Source organism: Ruegeria sp. CJ3, from assembly GCF_056536725.1.
Map to the genome: position 1 here is coordinate 484,581 of NZ_JBQFQE010000003.1, position 26,731 is coordinate 511,311.

Consider the following 26,731-nt stretch of genomic DNA (forward strand, 5'->3'; position numbering starts at 1 on the left):
CCCGTGCGGGATGATATTTTTTGAAATTAGGCACGCGCTGGACGCGGGCCAACAAAGGGGGGAGATGAGGTCCTGGACGTCGTCGATCCTGTCATAGGGAGATAGTGATATGTCTGAGTCCTTGCTCAGTTTTTCAGAAGTGCTTTTGTTCGGGCGCGAAATTGAGGACATCGAGGTCAAGCAACAGACCGACGTGCGACTTGCCATCGAGACAAATGATACCGCTCTGCCGTCGATAGGCGGCGAAATTGACGGTGTTGATGTGAAGGATGGAGATCATGTCCTCGTACAAATCGACGACAAGGCGCTGTCGGGAATCTACACGGTTTCCAAATCCGGAACCACTTTTACACTTACCGGTCGCGCAACGGTGGACAAGAACAGCTTTGTCTATGTCGAAAAAGGCAAGACCTTCAAGAAAACATTTTGGAAACAACGACTAGAAAAAACAGGAGAGCAGCTGTTTAAGAACAAGGGAAAACGTAGACGTGGAAAAGGCAGAAACAACTTTGTCGGCGATCAATTTGCAGGTGATCCGCGCCTAGCCCGCATCTATGGTTTCTCGTACGAAGGCACATTTTATGAGCTTCCCGAGCCCACTATTTTCCTGGTTCACGGCAAAGGTGCTAGCGCTACAAATAAGAACAAACCCGGAGATTTGGCTTCGCGAGCGCCAAACGATCCGTCGCTCAGTGGCGTTGCTGCCGCAGACTATCAGATCGCCGACGACATCTTAGTTTGGGAATATGACAAGGCCGATTACACCGTCCGCATGGATGTGATGTCGGGTCAGTTCGAACAGGTCCTGCTGGATCTGTATTTCGGCTTTGACAGCCCGGCGATCAGCGGCGCGAAGGTGAGCGGCGCCAAAGTCAGTGGGGCCAAGGTGAGCGGCGCCAAAGTCAGTGGTGCCAAGGTCAGCGGGGCCAAGGTGAGTGGTGCCAAGGTCAGCGGCGCGAAGGCGCATGGCGACTGACGTCACCGCAAGGAACGGTATCAGGGCGCGCGGTCAGCGCGCCCTTTTTTGTGGCTGAGGCGGATCAGAACCCTGCCTTTTTAAGCCCCTCGACAAAGTGCTGGGTGTCATCCTCAAGCCGGTCGGGCAGCACCCTCGCCCAGCGCGTCAGCGAGAAGTTAGGATGCGCCGCGCGATGCTTGTCGGCGATCTGGCGGGCCAGATCCATCTGGCCCAGTTGGGCATAGCTGGCCGCCAGCATCCGCTGCCCCTCGGTCGGGTTGTTCATCTTGTTCACCGACGCGATGACATCGTCATAGCGTTTGAGGTTGTAATAGGCCCCACCCAGATGCCACAGGTACTGATCCGGGAAGTACGGGTTCAGCCGCATCGCCTGCTGCAGGTGCTTGATCGCCGTCTCGTTATCCCCCGAATGGGCCAGCGCGTCGGCATAGTCCGAGTGCATATCCGCATCGTTGGGGTTCAGCTGCAGGGCGCGTTTATAGGATTCGATCGCCGCGTCATGTTCCTTGCGATAGAGCTGAACATAGCCCAGTTCGCCAAAGCCGCGGGCGTCGGTCGGGTCCAGTTCGACCGCGCGCTGCGCCAGCGTCAGGGCCTTGTCCAGTGCGCTGCTCGGGTCCTCGGTCCAGGAATAGCGCCAGTCGATATTCAGCGTGCGTGACAGCGCCGCCGCCGCCCGGGCATAGCCGCCATCCCGCTCGAGCGCCGATTCATAGCAATGCTGCGCCTTGCGGTTGTCGCTGCGGGTGTATTTGAAGATGTGATGTTGACCCTGCAGCACCGAGCCATAGGCCTCGAGATCGGACGGAGTGTTCTGCACCATCCGCTGCTTTTCATGGGATTCGATCATCACCGCCGAGGCCGCGACGATGCATTCGGTCACCTCGTCCAGAATGTCGAAGATATCGTCGATCCTGCGATCGAACCGTTCGCCCCAGATGGTGCGTTCGGTGTTGGCATCGATCAGTTCTGCGGTGATGCGGATGCGGCTGGCCGAACGGCGGACGCTGCCGCGCGCCACATAGCGGACATTCAGCCGCCGCGCCGCCTCTTGCGGGGCCATCGACTGGGTCTTGAAGAAAAAGGACGAGTTGCGGGCAATCACGAACAGGTTCCGGAACTTGGACAGGTTCATGATGATGTCGTCGGTCAGGCCTTCGGCGATCCAGCTGTCATCCTCGTTGCTGCCCTGGCTGGCAAAGGGCAGGATCGCGACCGAGGGCAGATCGGGCCGTTCCAGCACCTCAAGCTGCATCTCGGGGCGCAGGGTGGCGGCCATGGTGGCGCCTTCGACCTCGCTGCGGACGCAGTAGGTGGCGACCGGCGACAGGATGTTCTTGAGCTGTTTGGGGCCGAGGAATTCATACCCATAGCGCAGGCGATTGCGGATCTGTTCATAGACCGCGGCGCTGACATAGACGCGCTCGGGCTCGGCGATTTCCTGCAGCCGTGCGGCGATGTTGACATTGTCGCCGTGAATGCCGCGCTCATCCAGCAGCACCTCGCCCATATGGACACCGGCACGGAACTTGATCTGCTGATGCGCCATGCGCGCCTGATTGTGCTGGCTGGCAATGCGGTGCAGCTCGATGCTGAATTCAACTGCGCTGGTGGCGGTCTCGAACAGCGCCAGAATGCCGTCGCCGCGCACCTCGATGACCTGACCCTGATATTGCGGGCAAAGCTCTTCAAGCTGGGACAGCAGAGATTTCAACGCGTTATACGTATCCATCTCGTTCTCGCTCATCAGTCGGGAATAGCCGACGACATCGGCAAAAAGCACCGCGCCAAGCTTCTGTCTGATGAAAGGGTCCGAACCGGTCGTGTTCACTGGCAATACTCGATTATGGCGTCTCGTCGAATCCGACAGGACCGTTGTAGCAAACTCTGCGCGGAATTTCGCACTCTTTCAGCCATCACAGCCCTGTTGAGGGGGCCAGCACCACCCGGAGGCGGATTGCGAACCGAAGCTGACAACCGTTTCCGGGCCCAGTTCGCGCGCCAGAACTTGCCGGCGCGCGGCCCAGTCCTGCTGCAGCATACCGACCACCACCATGTCGTGAAACTGACCGTCGGCGAACCAGGCCTGCCGCATGGTGCCTTCGATCTTGCAGCCGACCTGGGCGATCAGATCGCGGCTGCTGTGATTGTCGGCGCGGTAATATGAGGTGATGCGGTTGAGCCCCAGCTGCCGGAAGGCAAAATCCAGCAGCAGCGCGATCGCGCGCACCGCAACCCCCTGCCGCCGCACGGATTTATCGATGAAGATCGGCACCACCGCATCGCGGTTGATGTTCGACATCGCCTCAAGCCCGATCATGCCGACCGGTGTGCCGTCCCCGGATTCGATGACAAACCAGCACTTGCCGCAATCGCGGGTGGTGCAGATCGCATCCTCCCATATCTGTTCGGTCTGCAGAAGGTTCAGCGGAACCCGCGAGGTACGGTCGAAAAAGGCAAGGTCCTGAACGTCCTGAAACCATCGGGCGACGGTGTCCATATCCGCTTTTTCAAGGGGGCGCAGCCGGAACTGCCGGGATGTGGAATCGGGCAAGGGAAAACGACCTCCGAATACAAATGCACAAATCTATTCGCGCGATAGTAGCACAAAATATTCAAAAAAAAGAAATCACTTGTTTCCGCCCGTCCCGGCGCGGGATGGTCAGCGTCTTTCCGCGCGGATCAGGAAGATATTGCGCAGATAAATCGACAGGCCCATCGACTGACCCAGAATGAACACCGGATCGCGGCGGTAAATCGCATAGCTGAGCAGGATCAGGCCGCCACCAATTGACAGGTACCAGAAAGCCATCGGAATGACCGATTTCTTGGCCCGTTCCGAGGTGATCCACTGAACAATGAAACGGGCGCTGAACATCAGCTGCCCGGCCAGACCGATGGCGACCCAGATCGCCTCGGTCGGGCTTTCGACATGCAGGATTTCGAGAATGGTTTCTTTCACGACCGGGGTGCCTCTTGTGCCGAGACCGATTTCGCGCGCCGCGCCAGCCACACCACGCCGAGCAGGTCCCAAATGCCCACCATGGCGCGGCCGAAATTGGTGTATTTCGACTGCCCCGACAGGCGTTGCTGATGCGCCACGTCAACCAGCGCGATGTTCCAGCCATAGGCCCGGAACAGAGCGGGCAGATAGCGGTGCATGTGATCGAAATAGGGCAGGTCCAGAAATGCCTGGGTCCGGAATGCCTTGAACCCGCAGCCGGTGTCGCGGGTGCCGTCCTTCAGCATCCAGCCCCGCAGCGCGTTGGCAAAACGCGAGGCCAGCTTTTTCGACATCGTGTCCTTGCGCCCCAGCCGCTGCCCGGCCACAAGCCCGATGGTTGCATCCCCGCCCGAGACCAGCGGCGACCAGATTTTCGGCAGCTCGGCGGGCGGGTTCTGGCCGTCACCATCCAGCGTGCAGCAAATCTCGGCCCGTGCGGCCTTGACCCCGGAGTGCACCGCCGCGCTTTGGCCGCCGGCGGTTTCGTGTTGCAGGATGCGCAGCTGCGGGCAATCGCGCTGAAAGCTGCGCAGCGCTTCATAGGTGCCGTCGGTCGAGCCGTCATCGACGGCAATGATCTCGAACCCGGGAAGATCCGCGGCCGCGTCGCAGATGCCCCGCAGCAAATCGTCGACGGCCCCCTGCTCGTTATGCATGGGGATGACGACCGATACGGCGGGCCGGGTATCGGCAGGGGCAGCAGGATCAGCTTGCATCACAGACGATTTTTCTTGTTCCGTTCCCGAAGGCTTGTGATTGATCCGGGCTTGAAATTCAAGTAGCCAACGTGCCGCAAAGCAGGTTTCAGCGCAACAAACCACGAGGCAGCAGCCGTGACCGACAAGTCAGCATTGAACCATGTGCAGACAAGCGGCTGGGGGCCTTACGTGGTCACCGGCCTTGTTATCATGCTGTTGTGGTGCTGGTACATGATCGGTCTGGGTGAGGGTGGGTTGTCCAAGATCGACGAATTTTTCACCTATGACCGCAGTCTGGGCTTTGCCCGCAACAACGACTGGTTCACGGTCTTTTCGCAAAACGCCCCCAGCCTGAAAAAACCGCCGCTGCAATACTGGATGACGGCCCTGATGATCGAGGGCGGGCTGCCGCATATGCTGGCGCTGCATCTGCCTTCAATGCTGTTTGCGCTGGGGGCCTTGGTGGCCACCGCGCTTCTGGCGCGGATCATGGTGCCCGATCAGCCCTGGCTGATGCTGCCTGCGGTGCTGCTGATCTCGAGTTCCAAGAACTTCTGGAGCCACGCGACATCGGCCATGCTGGACAGCGGTGCGATGCTGTTTTCGACCCTTGGGGTTGCCGCCATGCTGGCCGCGTTCGAGCGCCCGCGCCTGTGGCCCATGTTCGGGGCCATCGTGTTTCTGGCCGGGATGCAGAAAAGCCCCACCCCGCTTGCCTTTCTGGCGCTGGCGCTGGTGACGCTGATGCTGACCCGCAGATGGCAGGACCGGCCCGTCGGCGAAATCCTGACGAACCGCACCTTCCTGTGGACCATGGCGCTGTGCATTCCGCTGGCCTTTGCCTGGCCGCTGTTTCAGTATCTGCGGTTGGGCTTCGGGGCCGAGTTCCAGGGCAGCGTCCGCACCGAGATGTTGGATCGGTTTGCACCCAGCGTGTCGGACCGCAGCCTGCAGAAACTGTCCGAGATCATTCTGGGTAATGCCCCGGGTCTGCGTCTGGCCGGGTTTGCCGGTCTGTGCGTGTTGCCCTTTGCATTGAAGCGCCCGCGCCTGCTGGCGGTCACCGGGATCGCGGTGAGTTTCGTTCTGGCCATGTGGCTGGCATCGGGCAAGGTCTATGACCGATATACGCTACTGATCCTGCCCATGCTGATGGTCGGCGCTGCGGGCGGTATCATGCTGCTGGCAGAACGGCTGTGGCTGCGTGCCCTGCTGGTGGCGGTGCTGTGCCTGTCCGAGATGGGCCCGCTCAAGCGCAGCGAGGATTACGATTTCCCATCAACCGAAACGCAGTTCGGCCTCAGCCTCGAGGCGATGCTGTCACCGCTGAGGTCGGCCACGGGGCCGGACGAAACACTAGTGGTCTGCGGCTTTGCCCACCGGCACCGGATGCCCATGGGCGCGGTCGCCGTCTATGCCGCGCCGGACCGACCGTTTGTGTACATGAGACACCCGGATCTGCGCGGCTATCTTGAACGGTCGGGCTATTCCACCGGGCCGCTTCGGGGGCTGTGCCGCACGCAGGAGCTGGAGAAGATCGCAGATGATCTGACCGGGCTGGATATCGAGCCGGTGGCCGGCACCCAGCATGTCTATTGGACCGCCACCGGGTTGCAGGTTGACTGAGGCCTTTACCGCAGCACGCAGCCGTAGTCGTAACCGCTTGCGATCAGCGCGGTCAGTTCAGCGTCGTCCTCGCCATCAAGAATGCGGATGCCGGGCTGGGGCACCCATCGCGGCGACACCAGATAGGCCAGCCGGTATCCCGCTTCGGTATACCGGTCACGGTCGACGCCATAAGTCAGCTGACCGTCGCCCCAGACATGCGAACAGATGATGTCGGGCCGCTGTGAAAACACGAAATCGGGGTCAAACTTGTTATGGCCAGGATTGGCCCCGCGCGCCTCGGTAAAGGCGATCTCGGGCGTATTGAGGCCCAGCATGTCCAGCGTTCGAAGCCCGCTGTAATAAGGTATCTTCCCGGCCGCACCGGTGGCCAGATAGGCGCCCTCATGACGGTCGGCAAGAAAACGGCCCAGTTCCAGCCATCGATCATATTTGGGGTATTCAAAGCGATAGTCGAGGCGCGGATCCAGCGCCACAGAGGTCAAAACGCCAAACAGGATCGCCGCAGTCGCCGATGCGGTCACCCAGGCCGATCCCAGCGGCACCAGCACCCGGAACAGCAGTACCAGACCAAGCGGGTAGGTGATGATGATGAAGCGCTCGCGGTAGATGTCGCCACCCACCATGAAGTAATAGGCGATCACCGCAGCAAAGGCGAAGAGTTCAAAGCTTGGCGGGTTCGCGATAATGCCGCGGCCCTCTTTCAGCACACCCCGAAAATAGGCGAAGGCGGCCAGACCGGCCCCCAGCGCGGGAAAGACAAATCCATTCTTGTAGCTGACCCCCGCAAGGTATCTGGCCGCCACCATGAACCGATCCAGCAGCGGGCCACTGGCCTTGACATAGGCCGGAAGCGGTAGCGGCAGCCCGTAGTACCACAGGCGGAATGCAGTCAGCGCCCCGACCACGACGGCGCAGGTCGCAACCACCGCAGCGGCCTGAATCCGCTGACCTGACCACAGCAGCCACGCGCCGGCGATCATTGGAAAGAGAAAGCCATCGACTCGCAGCGTGATCAGCAGCGCCGAGGCCAGCACAAGGGCGGCCAACCCGCCGCCATCGCCCCGGGCCAGCCGCACGGCCGAGAGCCAGACGATCACCTGCAAGAAGAACACAAACGCAGTCTCGAGACCCGAGGTTCCGTGTATCCAGAGCGGCGGCAGGGCGGCCAAAACCAGCGCGATGGCGATCCCTGCCCGGCGGTTCAGGGTCCGGGCAACCTCGATCCCGATCATGGCAATTGCAGCGGCCACCGCCAGCGCACCAAGAGCTGCCATCGCCGGGTACAGCAGATCCGTGCCCAGGAACCGGTAGACAATCGCCGACAGCACCACATGCAGCGGGTTCGAGTACCCTTCGACCAAGCGGGGCTCTTCGATGTTGAAGGTCGGCAGGCCGGCATCAATCAGATTCTTCGCATAGCGGTAGCTGATGAAGGAATCGTCGTTTCCGACCGAAAAACCGCTTTGGCCGCCGAAGTAATAGCCAAAGAGCGCATGGAACAGCGCCAGCCCCAGAAAGGCGACAACCGCAACGGAAAGTCCGATCTTCTGGCCGCTCATAGAAACCATCTTTTTTCGCAGAACACTCGATACCAATTGCATTGTCCGTCCAATCCCGCCGATTAGATACGCCGTCCCTGAGGAACGCAAGAAGTTGTTCGGAAGCTTGGCGTTCCAGACAGGGAACTGGGTTCATGCCGCGCGCGTCTGCCCCCAGGCCGCGCCCAGTGCCATCTGCGCAGCCGTCCCAATACGGCGCCAGGGTATTGATTTATATACACACTGCGACAAGGTCACGATCCCAGAGGCGCAACTGTCCCCATCGGGTGGCGGCCTCTGAAACACGTGGAGCCGGTCACAGAGATTGTTGCGGAGACGGAGTCAATTGCCAATCCTGCGCACGGTTGTTCAAGATCCGACGATCCCCAGAACCTTGCCTCATACGCCTGCGGTCAGGCCGGTTCAGCCCTCCTCTTCGGGTGAAAAATAGCTGCTTTCGATCCAATCGCGCAGGTCGCGAACGTCAGGCTGATCTGCGATTTCTTTGATCCGCCGGGTGTGCCGGTCGACGCAGAGCTGATGCAGCCGCGCGGTTTCCGCATCGTTCAGAAGGTCGGCCCAGACCGCGCGCGCGGCGGGTAGTTGGTGGGCGATCCAGTTCTCGGATTCGTTGCCTCGCGCCCGTACCCGGTAGTACTTCCGGTTCACCTTGCGCCACTTGGCGACCGCATCGCCTCGGTCCATCTTGATCATATAGGAATCCACCGAGCGCAAGGCGTGATGGTTCAGCGCCACCAGATCATATGCGCCGCGGCAATCATAGCTTTTGAGCGTGCCGTCGGTGACGAACTCTTCCGGCACAGGGCGGGCTGAGCCGTCCAGCCAGATCAGGTTCGGCTGGGAGCCCGGGTGAATCTGCGGCCGGTGGTTGGCCACGCGTTCAAAGGAGGACAACCCGTGCAGGATCGTCTTGACGCCGCGCCGCGCCCGCCAAGGGCCCGGCTTGTGGGTTTCGTGGACGGTATAGTCCTCGGTCAACCATCTGTCCTGATAGGTCTGATGCCCGCCGGATGAGAAATTCAACTCGGACATGGACAGGGCGTGAAACGGGCCGGCGGCGCGCAGCAGATCGGTGAATTGTCCGTTGCCAACGCGAATATTGACGAACTCATCGACATCCATGGAGATGATGTAATCGGACCGCCTGACCACCGGCATTTGCAATGCATATTTGATCGCAATGGGATGATAATAGGTCTTTTCCATCATCACCGCGGGGTTTTGCAGATGAGTCAGAACGCCTCTCTCGTCCAACCGGTCGAGCAGCAGATCGGTTCCGTCGGTGCAGTGATTGGTGAAAATCACAAAGTTCTTGATGCCGATGGATTTGTGAAACGCGAGCCACTCGAGAATGAAGGGCCCCTCGTTTTTCATCACCGTGAAAACCGTAACTTCGGGGTCATCCAACTTGTGCGAAGGGTCCGGCATTTGGCGGTTGGCCATGGGCGTGGGGGCGGAGCTGCCTGCCATCATCCTAACCCTCCTCAGGTGCGGCAATCCGGTATCCCAGATTGCGCAGGCAACGGGCAGCCTTGCCGCGCAGATCAGGATTCTGCCGCAAAAAGCGCGTCATGCTTCGCCTCATATGACTGCCGGCAAGCACCTCGTCATACTTTGCCTCCAGCACATCAAGCGGCATTCGGTTGCTGTCCTTGAACGGCGCAGCCCGGCCTTCGGCATCGGAACCGATGAAAATCGGAGTGATATGCCCGCCACCAAAGGCCACCGCGTGTTCGGTTCCGCTGCTCTCAAGATAGGACAGGGCGTTCTGGACGGCCGGATAGATGATATGGGTGTCGTCGAACACCACGATGCATTGCGCATGCATCACCGTCAGCACACTCAGAAAATCTGCAAAAGCCGCAGCGATGGTGTGCTCTCCGTCGATGAAGGCCAGATCAAACCGATCCGCAGGCGGGTCCGAGCATAGCGACGCAGAGGTTGTCTCACGCGTGGACAGTTTCTGCATCTGGCTGTCGCTTGCATATTGCCGCCGCCCATCCAACATATGCCGGGTGGTAACATGCTGATACTGGTCCAACGCACCCTGCTCATCCGGGGTCCTGCCCGGCCGCAGGTCGATCGACAGCGCGCTGAAGCAATCGTCGTCCATCACATGCGGCTGAAGGGATTTACCCAGATACGAGCCTATCTCGAAATACCGGTATGGACCGTCGTTGGAGGCAATTTCCTGCACGTTGATCAGAGTGCGAGTGCCGCGGATACCGACCTGTCCGCGCAGTTTGAAATCGTCAATCGACAGCGTATTCGGCGCAACCATCGTCAGCGCACCTCAGCTTTCATCCGAAGCATCGACCAACTCCTGCGCAAGCTTCAAAAGCGCTGTGTTGATGGCGGGCTCGCTGTCAAACTCGCCCTTGTCGATCAGGGTTTGCAACCTGCCCCAGCGTTTGGCCAAGATGCAGCGCGACATGGCAGGCGGAAACAGCTCGGCCTCGGCGCCGGCTTGCGCCCAAGCTTGCAGCAGCGGAGGTTTCGGCGCATCCCCGTCCACGCACCAAGTATGCTCGAACAGCGTCATGATGAACCGCAGAGGGGCCTGTTTCGGATGCCTGCGATCTGCGACATAAGGCAGCTTGAAGACATCCGTCACGATCTCGTAGGACGGCCAATAATACAGGACGCCGTCATCCCTGAATTCGCGCACCACCTCGTCCAGCGCAACCCGCAGCACACTTTTCGACACAGAGTTCGAGGTCAGGCAGGAATTGTCGCGGAAAGTCGCGATCAGCGGGATCGGCGACAGGGTGAACAGGATCTTCGCATCCGGGCGGTGTTTGCGGATCAGGTGATAGATCGCGCGCAGATTGTCCTTGTTTTCCCCGACCGTCGAAACGCGGAACTTGTGACGGGACGGGTCGTAGACATCCTTGGGAATGGTGCGCCAGAACACATTACCGGTGACCTCGTCATACCAGATCTCGGACAGGCCGAAGGTCAGGATGAAGACATCTGTCTCGTCAAAGATACGCTTGGTTTCGGCCTGAATCTCGGGGTCATAGCCGTAGGACTCGGCCTTGTAGCCATGCCACAGCTCTTCATCGAAAACCTTGTTCTCCCACGCCCATTCGAATTGCTGGCGGATGACGAATGAGTTCACCATGCCTTCGCCGCAGGTCACGACATAGGCATCCTTGGCCTTTTCATCCTTGTTCAGCACCCGGTAGTTCCGCCGCGACAGCCATTCCGAGATATTGGCCGCAAAGCAGCTGCCGAAGGCGGTGATCTGGGTGTCGGGGGTGATGAAGGGCTGATCGGGGGTCCAGCCTTTCAGTACGTATTTTCCAACCGCATCCGCAGGGATCATCCGGGCCACGGTAGGATTGGCGTTGGTGTGTTCGCCGCGAAACCATGTTCTGAATTCGGGCGTGTGCTTGTTGGTGCGCTGAAAATTGATATGCCGCGCCCGGTTCGATCTTGCCATGTCGCCCTCAACTCTGTTTGCCTCGGCGCTTATCGTTGCCTATGCGCTGCACCTTTATTATCGGTATATATCTACCCTTAACGCCCGCCGTGTTCCAGCGATGTTTTATCGCGCGCGCCGGCCTTGCTGGACGCCCCCGCCGCGATCCAATAGAGTTTGCGAAAAATAAACTGCTTTGGGTCTACCAGAGCGCATCCCGGCGAGGTTTCAGAGCGTGACATGACAGAGCTTCATCAAATCGGAATGCTATGGATGCGCGGATCGCTGAGCTTTCTTGAGCAGCTTTGCGTGCAGTCCTTTCTGGATGCCGGGCATCATACGATCCTATACACCTACGAAGATGTCGACCGCGTGCCCGACGGGGTCGAGTTTCGCGACGCCGCCGACATCCTGCCCGAGACCGGGTTTCTGGTGCATGAGCGCACGGGCTCTCCGGCGCTGCATTCCGATCTGTTCCGCTATCACATGCTGCGCGATGCCGATCGGATGATCTGGGCCGATACCGATGCCTATTGCTGCAAGCCCTTCGTCACCGAGACCGGGCATTTCTTTGGCTGGGAAAGCAAGAAACACATCAATGGCGGCGTGCTGGGCCTGCCGCGCGACAGCGAGGCGTTGGGCCTGTTGCTGGATCACTGCTCGGACGAGTTTGCGATACCGACCTGGTATGGCGAGAAATATGTCAAAGAACTGGAAGAGAAGAAAGCAGCCGGAAACCCCGTGCATGCGGGCGAGCAGCCCTGGGGGGTGTGGGGGCCACATGCGGTTTCTCATTTCCTCCACAAAACGGGCGAGGATCGCTATGCCTTCGCGCAGGACGGGCTGTATCCCTATACGTTCAAGGACCGCCGCAAGATCGTTAAACCCAACAACCGGATCAGCGATTACGTCACCGAAAACACCTATTCAGTACATCTTTACGGCCGGCGGATGCGCAAGTTTCTGGCCGAGCAGTACCAAGGCGTTCCCGACCCGACCGGTCTGCTGGGGCAGCTTCTGATCCTGCACAAGATCAACCCACTGGATGCGCCCCTGCGGGATTATCCGAACCCCGACCCCGACAGCGCCTTCGCCAAGGTGTTCCGGGAAGAGATTGACGGCAAGCAATATGCCTCGGCCACGCCTGCAACCGACGATGCTGCACCGTTGAATTCGGTGGTCGGCGTGACCACAATGAAGAACGAAGGCCCCTATATTCTGGACTGGGTGGCGTATCACCTGTGGTTGGGGTTCACCCATTTCCTGATCTACACGAACGACTGCTCGGACGGCACGGATGAGATCCTCGATTGTCTGGCCCAGCGCGGGCTGGTCACCCGCGTCGACAATCCCGCGCGCATCGACAAGGACGAACGCCCGCAGCGCGTGGCGCTGGCGCTGGCGCAGGATCATCCGGTCATTCAGGCGGCGGACGCGTATATGGTCTTTGACGTGGATGAATACATCAACATCCACACGCCCGAAGGCACTTTGCGCTCGCTGATGGAGGCCACCGGCAACCCCGAACTGGTTGCGATGACCTGGCGGTTTTTTGGCTGTTCCGGTGTTGCTGATTTTGCGGATACCCCGGTGCCGCTTCAATTCGACCGCTGCGCACCGCAAAAGGTGCGGGTGCCCCATCACAACTGGGGCTTCAAAACCTTCGCCCGCAGGCCGTCGAGCTATTCGAAATTCGGCATCCACCGCCCCCTGGAACCCAAGACCGACACCATGCCCCGCTGGGTCAACGGATCAGGCACTCAGATGCCGGACCGTTATCACGAGAAAGGCTGGCGGTCGTCGCTGGAAAGCTGGGGTTATGATCTGGTGACGCTGAACCACTACTCGATCCGCTCGCTCGACAGCTATCTGGTCAAGCGTGACCGGGGGCGCACCAATCATATCAACCGCGAACAGGGTATCGGCTATTGGAATATCCATAACCGAAATGACGAACAGGACGGATCGATCCGGTCGCATTTCGAGAAATCCCGATCCGTGCGCGACGACCTGCTCTCGGACCCAGGACTGAAAGAACTGCATGAGGCAAGCTGCAACTGGCACCGTGCACGGGCCAACGCGTTGAAAAACCTGCCCGAATACAATCAGCTCTATCAGACCCTGTCGCAGGATATCCTGTCTCATAGCGTCTCGGATGAGACCCAGCCGGAGTTCGTGCCGCTTACCCACGCTACCCTGAGCGGCGCACCTTTTGTCAGCGACAAACCCGCACCCGAACCGCCTGAAGAGCCGGAGCCAAAAGAGGAAATCCTGCAAGCCTCGGGCCACCCCATCTTGCTGGGGGACGACGCGCAAGAGGCGTATGAGAGCATTCGAAAACGCGTCGAAACCCTGTTCTCGCCACTTCAACCGGTTGCCCCGCTGTCGCGCGACAGGATCACACTTGTGACCACGATGCGGAATGAAGCGCCCTTTTTGCTGGAATGGGTGGCCTATCACCGCTCGATCGGGGTGACGGACTTTCTGATCTACACCAATGACTGCACCGACGAGACCGTCGAATTGCTGGACCGGCTGCAGGCGCTGGGATATGTGACGCGGCTGGATAATCCGTTCAAGGGCGACAAAGGCCAAAAACCGCAGCGCGGTGCGCTGAACCACGCGATCACCCACCCTCTGATTTCAGAGGCGGACTGGTATATGTGCATGGATTGTGACGAGTTCATCAATATCCATGTGGGCGAAGGCACCCTGCCCGAGCTGTTCGCGGCGATGAACGAACCCAACCTGATTTCGATGACGTGGAAACTGTTCGGAAATGCAGGCGTGACCGATTTCGAGGACGCTTGGGTCATCGAAACCTTCGACCGCTGCGCGCCCCAGTTCATACCCAAGCCCCGCATGGGCTGGGGCTTCAAAACGCTGGTCCATAAATCCGCGCCTTATGGCAAGATCGGCGTCCACCGGCCACTGAACCCGGATCACGAGCGCCTGCCCGAGGTGCGCTGGGTCAATGGCGCGGGACGCGAGATGCCGGAGCAGGTCCATACCTCGAACAGCTGGCGGTCGACCAAGCGGTCGCTGGGCTATGATATGGTGACGCTGAACCACTACACCCTGCGATCCGCCGACAGCTATCTGGTCAAGCGAGATCGGGGCCGGGTGAACCATGTGGATGAGGACATGGGCGGCTATTACTGGGATCGCCGGAACTATAACAGTGAACGCGATGATCGTATCTGCCGGCACGTGCCGCGCGCCCGCGAGGAACTGGCGCGGATGATGGCCGACCCGCAGGTTGCAGCGCTGCACCGATCCGGCGTCGAGACGCATAAGCGCAAGGTGGCGGAACTGAAGGCGCTGCCTGAATATGCGCGGCTCTATGAAAAGATATCCGCCCCCGACCAGCCGGACGCGATCTTCATGCCCGAACGCACCGAAGCCGAGGTCGCCGACTAACGCTGCTTGTCAGCTTGGATCGCCTGGCGGATCGACATCAGTTGGCCCCACATGCGCCGCTGGGTGCTCATCGGCAGTACGCGGGTGGGGCCGATCTGGCAGATGCGGGCATAGGTGTAGAACATATCCGACTGCTGTAGCAGCGCCCGGATCTGCGCCTGCCGCCATGCGACGGACCGGATGTGCAGCCGGTCCAGCTCGGGGTCGGCGCGCAGTTCGGCCATGCCTTGGGCTATGGCATCGGCGTGACGCTGGATCGCGGTATCCTCGACCTGATTGAAATCGCGGTCGATCCAATAGGCCAGATCGATCGGGTCCTCGCTGTGATTGGGGCGACCGCGTTCGGCCTTGACCAGATAGTTCTCGACCGCGCCCAGCGCATAGTGGTTCAGCTGCGCCAGCCCGTATCGGGGGGCGACGCTGGGAATGACCGTGCCGGGAACGGCGGGGGCCGGGTCGCCATTGCCATCAACCATCGTGAACGCAGCCCCGTCCTGCAATCGGGGCCGGTGCACGCCGAGCCGGTCCAGACGGTGGTCGGCGCGGAACAGGGTCTTGAACTGCACCGCACGCCACGGCCACAGCAGCGTTTCGGGGGCGGCGCGTGTGAACAGACCCGTCACCGGCTGATCCTGAAAACCCACCTGCTGATTATGCCCGAACATGCGCCACGGCACCGCAAACGCATCCGCATCAGGGCGCGCAGCGATCAGGTCGGTGATCTGACCGTCGCCTTCATGAATGCACAGAAACTCATCCACGTCCGAGACGAGTATCCAGTCGGCCTGCTCCACCAGCCGGTGGTTCGAGGCCCGGCTGAGCGCCTGCCACTGCACCGTCTTCTTACCTTTGCGCGGGTTGGGCTTGTGGCAGATGATCTTCAACGCGTGCAGACGGTCCAGAATGGCGTCGGTGCCATCGTCGCAATCATTGCTGAAGATCAGGAAATCGGTCACGCCGATGGCGCGGTGATAGGCGATCCATTCCAGAATGAACGGCCCTTCATTGCGCATCGAAGTTACGATCAGGCAGCGCATCCCGCTCACGTCAATACGCCGCCTCTGATGCTTCGGGCAGCAGCAGGCTCAGTTCGCCTTCCGGGAAATCATCAAAGGACAGATCCCAGGTCGCCCCGGGCCAGAGCAGTTGCAGCTGCTTTTTCGCGGGCCGGTAGACAGCGGTGTAAAGCGTGCCGAAGCCGGATTTGAACGCGGTGGAATAAAGCGGCGGGCGCAGGAAGGCATCGACAAAGCGCTTTTCGCTTTCGGGGTGCTGGTTCAGGCGGTTCAGCAGGAACCGTTCGCGTTCGACTGTCGCGGTGAACCGTGCGTGTTTGGACCATTCCACATGGCCCTGATGGTTGGTCGCGACCGGCACGTCCGAGATCTGCGGGTGCCGGTCAGGCGCAAGATACACCGTGCTGTGGTTGTATTTCGCATCCAGCACGGTGACGTTGTAACTCATGTGGCAGGGGATGCGGCAAAGGGCATCAACCGCCTGAGCCGTGGTTTCGCAGGTTTGCAGCACATAACGCAGGATCAAAGGCACGCCGAACCCGTCGCCCACCTCGCGCCGTCCACCGAAGGTCAGGGATACGGCCAGACCGGCATCGTTGATGCCGTCGAGCAGGCCCAGAATGCCGTCGCTCATCCCGATCACACCGCGCCCGTCCCAGCGGGTTTTCAGCATCGCCGCATCGAAGGTTTTCGGGTGATAGTCGTAGTTGCGCACAAGAAACGGCGTCTTGCCGCGCCAGATCGCCTGACTGCAGCCCGACAGGTATTTCGGCGGGCAATAGAAGCTGAGGAACCGCGCCTGACTGTCGCTGCCGCCGACCAGTTCGACCACCTGATCGTATAGCGGCACAATCTCGGGCATGTGCCGTTCCAGTGCCCGCAGGCATTCGCGATAAGTGGGGCGCGCCGAATACCCCTCCTTCGCCCACCATTTCCGGTAGGCGGGCCAGTATTCGGCAAACAGCCCGGCCAGCTTGGGGCCGGGCTGTTCCTCGTCAATTGAGCGAAAAACAAGCGCCATGGGGCTTTCTACATGATTTTGAACGCGGGGTCTTCCATCGGTTGCGCCGCGGGCAGCGGTTCTGCCGCGTAAGCCGATGTAATGCCGTGAATCCACTTTTTAGAGTTCTCGGTCAGCTTGAAGCCCTTGGTCATCGACCGGCCTCGGGTCACCAGAATACCCAGATCGGCCCCTTCATAGCGGTAATCACCGACATTCGAGATACGCAGGAAGAACGCCTCGTTCTCGCCCACCGCACGGCGGTGATAGTCGAACCGGTCGAACACCACACGGCCATCTTCCAGCATCTTGTAGATGCCCGATTGCGGGGCCTGCGTGATGCGGTCGACGCTGTCATCGGTGTGTTTGATCACCATCTGCGACCAGCTGTCGATCATGTCCGGGTCGGCCCAGCGGGCATTGAGCTCCTCGACATCCAGCTGGAAGGGTTTCTTCGAGAACTCCAGCAGGTGGAACAGGAACAGCGGCGCATCCGCGTGGGCAAAAGCGGCGTGGTTGGTCATCGAACTGGCCCCGGTGATGCGGGGGTTCAATTCGCCCAGCCACAGCTCTCCGGTTTTCTTGTCGATCAGGAAATCGAGTTCGAAATAGCCGCGATAGCCGGATTTTCGGAGTTCCTCGCCGAACTGGAACGTCAATTGCCGCGCCTGTTCGCGAGCTTTGGGCGGGAAAGCGGTCGAGAAAATCTCATTCCCGCACCAGCCGCCGCGATAGGGGGTAAGTTCCTTGAACCCCACAAGCTCAGTCATCAGCGGGCCTACAATCGTGCCTTCCGAGGTGGCACAAGCCTCGATCGCCGCGCCGCGACAATCGATCCGCTTCATGATCTTGATCTCGCCTTCGCCGATGATCTCATCCTTGTGCTTGTTGAAATCAGCCTCGGACTTGATGAAGAACGTGGTGTGGCCACTGTCACCAAAGGCCGATTGCAGCACCAGATCGTGGCCCAGCCCGGCCTTGTCACAGATTTTCTTCAGGTGATCATAGCTTTTGACCACACTCAGAGTGTTGGGCACCGAAGGTACACCCGCCTTGTTGCCGATACGGACCGTTTCGATCTTGTTGTCGCATTTGGTGCGCAGCTTGGCCTTGGGGAACCACAGCTGACCGCCCAGTTCCTTGACCAGTTTCTCGGTCGTCTCGTCAAACATCAGGAACACAAACTTGGGCTTGCCGCCGCGCCGCTTGATCAGGTCGATGACCTCTTTGTGCTGCAGCAAATAGTTGTTGATGTCCTCGATCGACTGGAATTCGTCATGCGGCATCTCGGAAGGAACGAACACGTTCGGATGCCGCCCGTCAAAGCAATCCATGTAGCAGATATAGGTGAAATTCATCACCCATTCATCCAGCCCCAACAGGTTGAAATTGGTCGCCGACACGAAATAGATCGGGTCCTTGTTGGTGTGGAAATACCGGCGGATTTCCGAGATGTTCTTCAGCACCTTCTTTGGCATATGGTCCTCCCAGTCCCTTATGTTTTCTTGACTGATTTCAAAGCGTCTTCGGTAAAAATGCGCAGGCCCAGATCGGCGCGGAAACCGTGGATTTCCGACACGTCCAGCTCTTGCATGAATTTGAGAATTTCGGGGCTGATCACCTGCCCCGGCACCAGAATGGGAAAGCCCGGCGGATAGGGGATCACGAAGGTGGCCGAGACCATTTCCTCGCCCGCTTCCAGCCGGTCCAGCATGTCCTTGTCGGGTTCCACGTAATCGCAATTATCCTCGTCATAAGACAGGAAGAACGCGGTGCGGATATCCCCGGCCTCGGTGCCGTCAACACAGCGGAACGCGTCGTGGAAGCGGCTGAAATCAGGCAGCGGCGGGACGTGTTCGCTTAAGGCTTTGACGCGTTTTTCGAAGGCGCGTTTTTCCATCTTGGACGCGTCGTCCATCAGATCGTCCAATTCCTTGGCAATCTCGACCAGAACCTCGATCAGATAGGCGACCGAGCTGCGCGTGGTGCCGATATTGGTCATGAACAGCACGGTATTGCGCGAGGTCTTGTTGATCTGGATGCCGTATTTATCCATCAGGATCTTGGTCTTGAACGTATCGCCATCCCAGCCTGTCGCGCCCACATGCAGGGTGATGCGGGTGGCATCCAGCACAAATTCATCCTTGGCCCAGCAATCCCAGACGTCCGCCCAGCCCTGATCGGGATCAAAATAGCTGGTCATGCCGCTTTCGCGGTATTCCTCGGGGATCATGTCGCCCGCGGTGACCAGCCGGAAGTATTTCCTGAGCAATGGATGGGTCGTCACCGCCCTTCGGATCGCCATGGCGCTTTCGACTTGTCGCTGGACGAACTCATAGCCTTCGATCTCGACCTGTCTGCGGCCAACATCCAGCGAGGCGATGATCTGATAGTTGGGCGAGGTCGAGGTGTGGGTCATGTAGGCCTCGTGAAAGGCCTCTTCGACCGCGCCTTTGAATTGCTGGTCGTTGACGTGGATCATCGAGCCCTGCCGCAGCGCGGTCAGCGTCTTATGCGTGGATTGCGTGGCATAGACCCTAACCCGCGCATCCGGCGGCGCGATCAGGCGGGTGTTGAGCAATGTCTCGTCATCCGCGCCTTCCAACTCGGCCTGCTGGGCGGCGTACGCCTCGGCGTGCTCGGCGGTGCGGAACTTGTCACGCAGCAGGTTGGCCGAGCGCATCGCCGTGCGCACGCGGGTGTTGGGGGCGAAACGGGCATAGCCGAACCAAGCCTCATCCCACAGGAATACAAGGTCTTTCTTGATCGCCAGGCATTCTTGCATCACCCGCTGGACGTTGTAGACGATGCCATCGAACGTGCAGTTGGTCAGTAGCACCATACGCACCTGATCCAGCTTGCCTTCGGCCTTCAGAGTCAGCAGCTTGTGCTTGATCTCGCGGATCGGCACCGCGCCGTACATCGAGTAGTCATGCAGCGGGTAACTGTCCATGTAGACAACGCTCGCGCCTGCCAACACCATGCCGTAGTGGTGCGATTTGTGGCAGTCACGGTCGACCAGCACGATGTCGCCGGGGCGCACCAGCGCTTGCACCACGATCTTGTTGCAGGTCGAGGTGCCGTTGGTGGCAAAAAACGTCTGTTTAGAGCCAAACGCGCGGGCGGCGGCCTCTTGCGCCTCTTTGATCGGGCCGCGCGGTTCCAGCAGTGAATCCAGCCCGCCGGACGTGGCCGAGGTTTCGGCCATGAAGATGTTCGAGCCGTAGAACGCGCCCATATCCTGAATCCAGTGGCTGCGGCTGATGGATTTGCCGCGGCTGATCGGCATTGCATGGAACACGCCGGTGGGCTGTTTGGAATATTCCTTGAGCGCCGTGAAGAACGGCGTCTTATACCGCCGCTGCACACCGCGCAGGATGTTCAGGTGCAGTTCCAGAAAGTCTTCCTGATTGTAGAACACCCGCCGGCACAGACCCAGATCAAGGCCTGCGATATCCTCGGCAGATCGGTCGGTGATCAGATAGGCATCCAGTTCCGGGCGCAGCTTGCCGATGCGGCGGCAGGTTTCCGGTCCGTACTCCGAAGGCGACAACGCATCCAGATCGGCCCCTTCGCCATAGAGGCTGACATAGCGGCCCAGCACATTGGTTTCGTTCTTGGACTTCAGGCTCAGACCCGGACGAACGATGACGGCCTGCACATTCTGGTTGAAAAGAACGCCGATCAGCGCGTCCTCGACGCTGGGGACGACGACGGTTTCGTAGATGAAGGGATCTTCGCTGCGGCGCATCCGCTGCAGGCTGGTTTGCAGGAACCGCTCCTGATGTTCGTTGACATTGTCGACGATCATCACCTCGAAATAAGGCCGCCCCAAAGTGCGGGCCTCGAGGCTTTGGGCGGTTTCGTCCTCGAACTCATCGACATCTGCCTCGTCCGCGATCAGCGGGATCGAGCGGCGGCGATATGCGCCCGAAGTCAGCGCCCGCGACACCCGGCGCACGGCGGTCGAGAAATCGGCGAAATTGTCATGTTCCAGCAGGCGGCGCAGATGATCGAAGGCGGACGGCCCCGGAAAGGCGAAATACATCTCGATCGGGGCCAGCGCCTGAAGCAGGCGGCGCGCACGGTCCCGGTCCTTGCCATCGCCACCCTGATCCAACGATTCCGCCGTTTCCCGCAGCGCGCTCCACCTGTCCGCCCTCAGTTGCGAGGCGCTGTAGTAGTCCGAGATGGTGTGGAGCTTTTCGCTGTCGGATAAGCCGTGCATGAAATCTATGTCCTTTCTGCCGATACCGAAAAGCTGCCCCGGTATCAGTCTGTCCCTGAGCGCCCTTTGTAGAGATAGAGATTATCGGGCTTTTTCGCGGCGTCTTCGCTGTAGCCCAGCGCCGTTCTGGGGTCGGATGCGGCAACGCCTGCAACGTCGCCTTTCTGCGGAATGCGCAACGGGCCCAGCGTGTGCAGATAGGCATCTGCATCGCTGTTGCGGTCATAGACCGGGAAATCCGCCTCGCGGTCGCGGAAGCTTTTGAGGACCTGACCCAGACCTTTCAACCCGACCTCGCGCTGGCGGCGGACCTGATCCAGATCGATCTCGATGGGGAAGATATCCTCTTGCCCCGCCGACTGGTGCAGGACGGTTGCCGAAGGATCGACGACTAGCGAACGGCCCACGCCGCCTGCGGCCAGCCCGTTCACGTCGAACACGTAGCACTGGAACTGTGCCGCAGTGGCCTTGGCGATCGACAGCTCGGCCTCGCGGTCGGTGGTGCCGGTCAGAACCGGGTGCAGCAGAACCTCGACCCCCTGGCTGGTCAGGTGGCGGGTGGTTTCGGGGAACCAGATGTCATAGCAGATCGACAAGCCAAACCGGCCCACATCCGGGACATCAAAGATGCAGAACTCGGTGCCCGACGAGATACTCTGCTCATAGGGTTTGAACGGGAACATCTTCGAGTATTTCGAGATGATCTCGCCATCCGGGTTGATCACCACAGACGTATTGAAAATCCGCCCGTCCTCGTGCTTTTCGAACATCGATCCGGGGATCAGCCAGATGCCATAGCGCCGCGCGGCGTCCTGAAAGCGTGACAGGTCGTCATTGGGGAAGGGCTGGGCAAACCGGTCGAGCGGCCCGTAAGGGGCCAGTTCGCTGAACAGCGCCATCTGGGTCCAGGGGAACCGCGCCATCATCACGTCGATCCGGTGCAGCATCGCCTCGACATTCGAATGCATCGCGCCAACGTGCATCTGGATTCCGGTTATCGCAAAGGGGGTCATTTTTCGTTTCTTCTCTTTTTCTTGCCGATTGCGACTGCCGTGGTGATCCGGCGTTCTTCATCGGAACATAAAACCGCGTGTTAGCGCAAGCCCGCTGTCCGCAGGCGATTGATTTATCCGGCCTCTTCCTCGGCGACGTCCTCGCCAAGTGGTTCCACAAAGTCGATGTCGTTACGAACCCAGAAGAACCGGAACCCGCAACTGCGCAGCCATTTCTCCAACCGGTCCAGACTGGACCATTCCCGGCGCAGACCACGCGTGGATTCGACCAGCGCCCACTGGCCATCGACCAGAAAATAGACCGTCCAGGTGTTGGGATGCGCCGACTGGTTGGCAAAGCCACCGCTAACCACCTCGCGCGCGGTGCGCACGGCGACCGGATAGTCTCCGATCCGGTTTTCAGCGGCGAGGATGGCCAGATCGTTCTGGCGGATCGTGAAAGTGGGAAGGGGTGCGTCGTTCATGATTTGCCTGTTAAAGAACACACCCATTCCGGTACCTCACGATCCGTCTTCTGATCAACCTCTGACGGGCTCACGCGGCCTCGGTCTGTTCAGCCGCCTCAGTGGTTTCGACCACGGCTTCGGCGTCTTGATCCTGAATCGCCTGGAACAGCGCCTTGCGGCGCTCGCTGATGTCTTCGGATTTCAGGTTCTCGATGCGTGTCGCCAGCGTCCAGATATGGCCGAACGGGTCGGCGACAGTGGCGCAACGTTCACCCCAATAGGTATCGTTTGCATCCGCGATCAGGGTCGAGCCATTTTCCAGAGCGTTTGTCAGCGCGGTATCCACGTCCTCGACATACATATGGTGACCTACCGGAATCACAGTGCCGGGAACGGTCGGAACATGCGCGCCCCAGCCGGCGGTGACGAACAGCATCGAATTGCCGATCTTGATCGCTGCAAAGCCCGGAGCTTCTTCCGCGTCATAGGCCTGAATCTTGGCGTCAAAGGCGTTTTCATAAAAGGCCAGCGCCGCAGGAACATCGGCAACGGCAAGCGATGCAGTGCAGGTGCGATAGCCGCGGGGCAGGGTGGCAGGCTTCTTTTTCATAACTCAAGTCTCCGAATTGGGCGGGGGTTGCCCGTTGGAACATGCGGGGAAACTCCCGCACTATGCACCATACTGTGGATCAACTCGGCGAATATTGCAACACTATGATGCATAGTGCTGAGATTTCTGTGCTGAAAGTCAGAATGTCGGGGGGGTACAGGCGCTGACGACCCGGCATTTTTCCGGGCCCACCTGCCGGAACCGGTGCGGCGTGCGGCTGTCAAAGTAATAGGCGTCCCCTGGCCCCAGCACTTTGCGCTGATCGCCCACCGTGACCTCGACGCGACCCGAAATCACGATGCCGCCCTCTTCGGCCTCGTGCCCGTACATGACCCGCCCCGTATCTGCGCCCAGATCATAGGTCTCCTGCAGGATCATCATCGCGCGGCCATAAAGGTTCGAGCCCACCTGCCGCAGCGACAGCCCGCCCTTGCCGATCTCGGTCAACTCTTCGGCGGCGTAGAACACGGTCTGTTCGCTTTCGATCTCGAACGAGAAGAAATCAGACATGCTGATCGGAATGCCCTGCAATATCCGCCGCAACGCCCCGACCGAGGGGTTCATCTTGCCCGACTCGATCAATGAGATGGTCGAGTTTGGCACATCCGACTTCTTAGCCAATGCCCGCTGCGACAGGCCCGCGCGTTCGCGCAGGGTTCGCAGGCGCAATCCAAGGGTCAGATCATCCTGATTGGCGTTCTTCATGTTCACTATCCGCATCACTTGAGGGGTGCCGGGACCGTAAATCAAGGGCTTATGATTCACAAGAAACAGGCTTTCGCCTGAGGCTGTGGGCATTACAGTCGCGCGGTCAGATTTGCGGGCACGCGCCCGATAACCCGAAAGGACGCAAGATGCTGAATGCTCAGATTGCTGAACGCCGCAACACCTCGATCGCGCAGGGCGTGGGAATGCAGACGCAGGTCTATGTCGACCGCGCCGCAAACTCCGAGGTGTGGGACGTCGAAGGCAAGCGCTATATCGACTTCGCCGCAGGCATCGCCGTTGTGAACACCGGGCATTGCCACCCCAAGGTGATGGAGGCGGTGCAAACACAGGCCGCGAACTTTACCCATACCTGCCATCAGGTTCTGCCCTACGAAAATTACATCCGTCTGGCCGAGCGCCTGAACGAGAAGGTGCCGGGCGATTTCACCAAGAAAACCGTCTTTGTCACCACCGGTGCCGAGGCGGTCGAAAACGCAGTCAAGATCGCCCGCGCCGCAACTGGCCGCCCTGCCGTGATCGCCTTTGGCGGTGGCTTCCATGGCCGGACGTTTATGGGCATGTCGCTGACCGGCAAGGTGCAGCCTTACAAGGCGGGCTTTGGTGCGATGATGCCAGACACTTATCACGTACCGTTCCCGGTTGAGCTGCACGGCACCTCCACCGAGGATTCGCTGGGCGCGCTGACCAAGCTGTTCAAGGCCGATCTGGACCCGGGCCGCGTAGCCGCAATCATCATCGAGCCGGTTCAGGGCGAAGGCGGCTTCTACCCCGCCCCGGCTGAACTGATGCGCGGCCTGCGCGCGCTGTGCGACGAACACGGCATCGTGCTGATCGCCGACGAAGTGCAAACCGGTTTCGCCCGCACCGGCAATCTGTTTGCGATGGACGCCTATGACGTGGCCGCCGACATCACCACCATGGCCAAAGGTCTGGCAGGCGGTCTGCCTCTGGCCGCTGTCACCGGTCGCGCCGATCTGATGGATGCCGCGCAACCGGGCGGCCTGGGTGGCACTTATGGCGGCAACCCGCTGGGCATCGCCGCGGCCCATGCCGTGATGGATGTGATCGAAGAAGAAGACCTGTGCGCCCGCGCCAACGAGATGGGTTCGCGCTTGAAACAGCGTCTGGAATCGATCCGCGCCCGCACGCCTGAAATCGTCGACATTCGCGGCCCCGGCTTCATGATCGCGGCCGAGTTCAACACCACCGACGGCTCTGCTCCGAACCCCGAGATGGCCAACGCCGTGCGCGCCGAGGCGCTCAAGCGCGGATTGATCCTGCTGACCTGTGGCGTATATGGGAACGTAATCCGTTTCCTCGCGCCGCTGACGGTGCAGGACGAGATCTTCGCCGAGGCGATGGATATCCTCGAAGCCTCGATCGACGCTGTCAAAGGAGCCTGAATATGCTGGATACCAAAGTGACCAAGCTGGAGCTGAAAGATCCCAGCCTTCTGGAAACCCGCGCCTATATCAATGGCGCATGGGTCGAGGGCGAGGCGACGTTTCCCGTGTACAACCCCGCCACCGGTGCTCTGATCGCCAATGTGACCGATGTCAGCATCGAAGGGACCGCGCAGACCATCGACGCGGCTTACGCGGCCAAGAAAGAATGGGCTGCTCAGACCGGCAAGGAACGCGCCGCGATCCTGCGTAAGTGGTTCGATCTGATGGTCGAAAACGCCGATGATCTGGCCACGATCCTGACCGCCGAAATGGGCAAACCCTGGGCCGAGGCGCGGGGCGAGATCCTGTACGGTGCGTCGTTCATCGAATGGTTCGCGGAAGAGGCCAAGCGTGTCTATGGCGACGTCATCCCCGGCCACCAGCGTGACAAGCGCATCGTGGTGCTGAAACAGCCGGTGGGCGTGGTGGGCTCGATCACCCCGTGGAATTTCCCCAACGCCATGATCGCCCGTAAGGTTGGCCCTGCACTGGCCGTGGGCTGTACCTTTGTGGCCCGTCCCGCAACGTTGACACCTCTGTCGGCACTGGCCATGGCCGTACTGGGCGAACGCGCTGGCATCCCGGCGGGCGTGTTCAACGTCATCCCCGGCACCGACAGCTCGGGCGTCGGAAATGAGCTGTGCACCAATGACAAGGTTGCCAAGATCACCTTCACCGGTTCGACCCGTGTGGGCCAGATTCTGATGCGTCAGGCGGCGGGCACGATCAAGAAGATGTCGCTGGAACTGGGTGGCAACGCACCCTTCATCGTCTTCGACGACGCCGATGTGGATGCGGCTGTGGACGGCGCGATGATCGCCAAGTTCCGCAACAACGGTCAGACCTGCGTCTGCGCTAACCGTATCTATGTTCAGGCGGGCGTCTACGACGAATTCGCCGCGAAGCTGGCCGAAAAGACCAAAGCCCTGAACGTGGGCGACGGATTTGGCGACGGTGTCACCACCGGTCCGCTGATCAACGACGCAGCGGTTGCCAAGGTCGAGGAACATATCTCGGACGCGGTCTCCAAAGGCGCGACTGTGACTTTGGGCGGCAAACGCTCGGGCCTCGGCGGTACGTTCTTTGAACCGACCGTTCTGACCGGCGTAACCTCTGAAATGGTCGTGGCCAAGGATGAAACCTTTGGCCCAGTTGCGCCCCTGTTCAAGTTCGAGGATGAGGACGACGTGGTCGCGATGGCCAATGACAGCGAGTTCGGTCTGGCCTCCTACTTCTACAGCCGCGACCTGGCGCGGGTCTGGCGCGTGGCCGAAGGGCTGGAATCAGGCATGGTGGGTATCAACACGGGCCTGATTTCGACCGAAGTTGCGCCGTTTGGCGGCGTCAAACAATCCGGTCTGGGCCGCGAAGGGTCGAAATACGGCACCGAGGACTTCCTTGAGATCAAGTATCTCTGCATGGGCGAGATTTCCTGACCCCCGGCGTTGGGGTCTGACCCCAATCGCCACGACAAGGACCGGGCTTGGCACGAGCCCGGTCCTTTTTGTTATGACATATTCGAGACGACTTC

21 protein-coding genes are annotated in these 26,731 nt (G+C 60.1%); 5 read left to right on the forward strand and 16 right to left on the reverse strand.

Going from position 1 to position 26,731, the window contains the following annotated elements; genetic code table 11:
* The first annotated feature begins 109 nt into the window (after positions 1-109).
* A complete protein-coding gene (locus ACR0J1_RS08185) occupies positions 110-976 on the forward strand; it encodes a pentapeptide repeat-containing protein (protein ID WP_480732103.1) in 867 nt (288 codons plus the stop codon).
* A gap of 64 nt (positions 977-1,040) precedes the next feature.
* On the opposite strand, the gene ACR0J1_RS08190 is transcribed toward ACR0J1_RS08185, so the two are convergent.
* The 4 genes from ACR0J1_RS08190 to ACR0J1_RS08205 all read right to left on the reverse strand — a co-directional run bounded on the left by ACR0J1_RS08190 (position 1,041) and on the right by ACR0J1_RS08205 (position 4,699).
* Positions 1,041-2,762 carry a tetratricopeptide repeat protein gene (locus tag ACR0J1_RS08190; protein WP_480734638.1) on the reverse strand — a complete coding sequence of 574 codons (1,722 nt, stop codon included), beginning with the start codon at positions 2,760-2,762 and terminating at the stop codon, positions 1,041-1,043.
* 126 nt (positions 2,763-2,888) lie between these two features.
* Positions 2,889-3,533 (reverse strand): GNAT family N-acetyltransferase, encoded by a 645-nt coding sequence (locus ACR0J1_RS08195; protein ID WP_480732107.1) that lies wholly within the window; start codon positions 3,531-3,533, stop codon positions 2,889-2,891.
* 108 nt (positions 3,534-3,641) lie between these two features.
* The gene (locus tag ACR0J1_RS08200) at positions 3,642-3,941 is read right to left on the reverse strand and encodes a lipid-A-disaccharide synthase N-terminal domain-containing protein (RefSeq protein ID WP_480732109.1); all 300 of its coding nucleotides are present in this window, start codon (positions 3,939-3,941) and stop codon (positions 3,642-3,644) included.
* On the reverse strand, positions 3,938-4,699 hold the full coding sequence (locus ACR0J1_RS08205; protein WP_480732163.1) for a glycosyltransferase family 2 protein: 762 nt from the start codon (positions 4,697-4,699) through the stop codon (positions 3,938-3,940). The genes ACR0J1_RS08200 and ACR0J1_RS08205 overlap by 4 nt, the downstream gene beginning before the upstream one ends.
* 117 nt (positions 4,700-4,816) lie before the next feature.
* Here ACR0J1_RS08205 and ACR0J1_RS08210 point away from each other — a divergent pair, with 117 nt between their 5' ends.
* Positions 4,817-6,307 (forward strand): ArnT family glycosyltransferase, encoded by a 1,491-nt coding sequence (locus ACR0J1_RS08210; protein ID WP_480732111.1) that lies wholly within the window; start codon positions 4,817-4,819, stop codon positions 6,305-6,307.
* Between the two features lie 5 nt (positions 6,308-6,312).
* Here ACR0J1_RS08210 and ACR0J1_RS08215 read toward each other — a convergent pair whose 3' ends face one another.
* From ACR0J1_RS08215 to ACR0J1_RS08230, 4 genes are all read right to left on the reverse strand, one after another.
* Positions 6,313-7,869: a hypothetical protein gene (locus tag ACR0J1_RS08215; RefSeq protein WP_480732112.1), complete on the reverse strand. Its 1,557-nt coding sequence runs from the start codon at positions 7,867-7,869 to the stop codon at positions 6,313-6,315.
* 402 nt (positions 7,870-8,271) lie between these two features.
* Positions 8,272-9,342 carry a glycosyltransferase family 2 protein gene (locus tag ACR0J1_RS08220; protein ID WP_480732114.1) on the reverse strand — a complete coding sequence of 357 codons (1,071 nt, stop codon included), beginning with the start codon at positions 9,340-9,342 and terminating at the stop codon, positions 8,272-8,274.
* Between the two features lies 1 nt (position 9,343).
* A complete protein-coding gene (locus tag ACR0J1_RS08225) occupies positions 9,344-10,150 on the reverse strand; it encodes a class I SAM-dependent methyltransferase (protein ID WP_480732116.1) in 807 nt (268 codons plus the stop codon).
* Positions 10,151-10,162: 12 nt separating this feature from the next.
* Positions 10,163-11,314: a GSCFA domain-containing protein gene (locus ACR0J1_RS08230; protein WP_480732118.1), complete on the reverse strand. Its 1,152-nt coding sequence runs from the start codon at positions 11,312-11,314 to the stop codon at positions 10,163-10,165.
* A 219-nt stretch (positions 11,315-11,533) separates the two neighbouring features.
* On the opposite strand from ACR0J1_RS08230, the gene ACR0J1_RS08235 reads away from it, so the two are divergent.
* Positions 11,534-14,713 (forward strand): glycosyltransferase family 2 protein, encoded by a 3,180-nt coding sequence (locus ACR0J1_RS08235; RefSeq protein WP_480732119.1) that lies wholly within the window; start codon positions 11,534-11,536, stop codon positions 14,711-14,713.
* Here the strand turns inward: ACR0J1_RS08235 and ACR0J1_RS08240 are convergent.
* From ACR0J1_RS08240 to ACR0J1_RS08275, 8 genes are all read right to left on the reverse strand, one after another.
* A complete protein-coding gene (locus tag ACR0J1_RS08240; RefSeq protein ID WP_480732165.1) occupies positions 14,710-15,750 on the reverse strand; it encodes a glycosyltransferase family 2 protein in 1,041 nt (346 codons plus the stop codon). The two genes, ACR0J1_RS08235 and ACR0J1_RS08240, sit on opposite strands and share 4 nt — an antisense overlap.
* 10 nt (positions 15,751-15,760) lie before the next feature.
* The gene (locus ACR0J1_RS08245) at positions 15,761-16,750 is read right to left on the reverse strand and encodes a C45 family autoproteolytic acyltransferase/hydolase (protein ID WP_480732121.1); all 990 of its coding nucleotides are present in this window, start codon (positions 16,748-16,750) and stop codon (positions 15,761-15,763) included.
* 8 nt (positions 16,751-16,758) lie between these two features.
* Positions 16,759-18,207 (reverse strand): biotin carboxylase, encoded by a 1,449-nt coding sequence (locus ACR0J1_RS08250; protein ID WP_480732123.1) that lies wholly within the window; start codon positions 18,205-18,207, stop codon positions 16,759-16,761.
* A gap of 17 nt (positions 18,208-18,224) precedes the next feature.
* Positions 18,225-20,957: an aminotransferase class I/II-fold pyridoxal phosphate-dependent enzyme gene (locus ACR0J1_RS08255; protein WP_480732125.1), complete on the reverse strand. Its 2,733-nt coding sequence runs from the start codon at positions 20,955-20,957 to the stop codon at positions 18,225-18,227.
* Between the two features lie 44 nt (positions 20,958-21,001).
* The gene (locus tag ACR0J1_RS08260; protein ID WP_480732127.1) at positions 21,002-21,970 is read right to left on the reverse strand and encodes a carbon-nitrogen hydrolase family protein; all 969 of its coding nucleotides are present in this window, start codon (positions 21,968-21,970) and stop codon (positions 21,002-21,004) included.
* A gap of 113 nt (positions 21,971-22,083) precedes the next feature.
* On the reverse strand, positions 22,084-22,434 hold the full coding sequence (locus ACR0J1_RS08265; RefSeq protein WP_480529864.1) for a hypothetical protein: 351 nt from the start codon (positions 22,432-22,434) through the stop codon (positions 22,084-22,086).
* A 70-nt stretch (positions 22,435-22,504) separates the two neighbouring features.
* The gene (locus ACR0J1_RS08270) at positions 22,505-23,026 is read right to left on the reverse strand and encodes a VOC family protein (RefSeq protein ID WP_480732129.1); all 522 of its coding nucleotides are present in this window, start codon (positions 23,024-23,026) and stop codon (positions 22,505-22,507) included.
* Positions 23,027-23,164: 138 nt separating this feature from the next.
* Positions 23,165-23,731, reverse strand: coding sequence for a cupin domain-containing protein (locus ACR0J1_RS08275; RefSeq protein ID WP_480732130.1), 567 nt, complete (start codon positions 23,729-23,731; stop codon positions 23,165-23,167).
* 149 nt (positions 23,732-23,880) lie between these two features.
* Here ACR0J1_RS08275 and ACR0J1_RS08280 point away from each other — a divergent pair, with 149 nt between their 5' ends.
* Together ACR0J1_RS08280 and ACR0J1_RS08285 are read left to right on the forward strand one after the other, a co-directional pair.
* Positions 23,881-25,158 carry a 4-aminobutyrate--2-oxoglutarate transaminase gene (locus tag ACR0J1_RS08280; RefSeq protein ID WP_480732132.1) on the forward strand — a complete coding sequence of 426 codons (1,278 nt, stop codon included), beginning with the start codon at positions 23,881-23,883 and terminating at the stop codon, positions 25,156-25,158.
* Positions 25,159-25,160: 2 nt separating this feature from the next.
* Positions 25,161-26,636 carry an NAD-dependent succinate-semialdehyde dehydrogenase gene (locus ACR0J1_RS08285; protein ID WP_480732134.1) on the forward strand — a complete coding sequence of 492 codons (1,476 nt, stop codon included), beginning with the start codon at positions 25,161-25,163 and terminating at the stop codon, positions 26,634-26,636.
* Positions 26,637-26,731 lie beyond the last annotated feature (95 nt).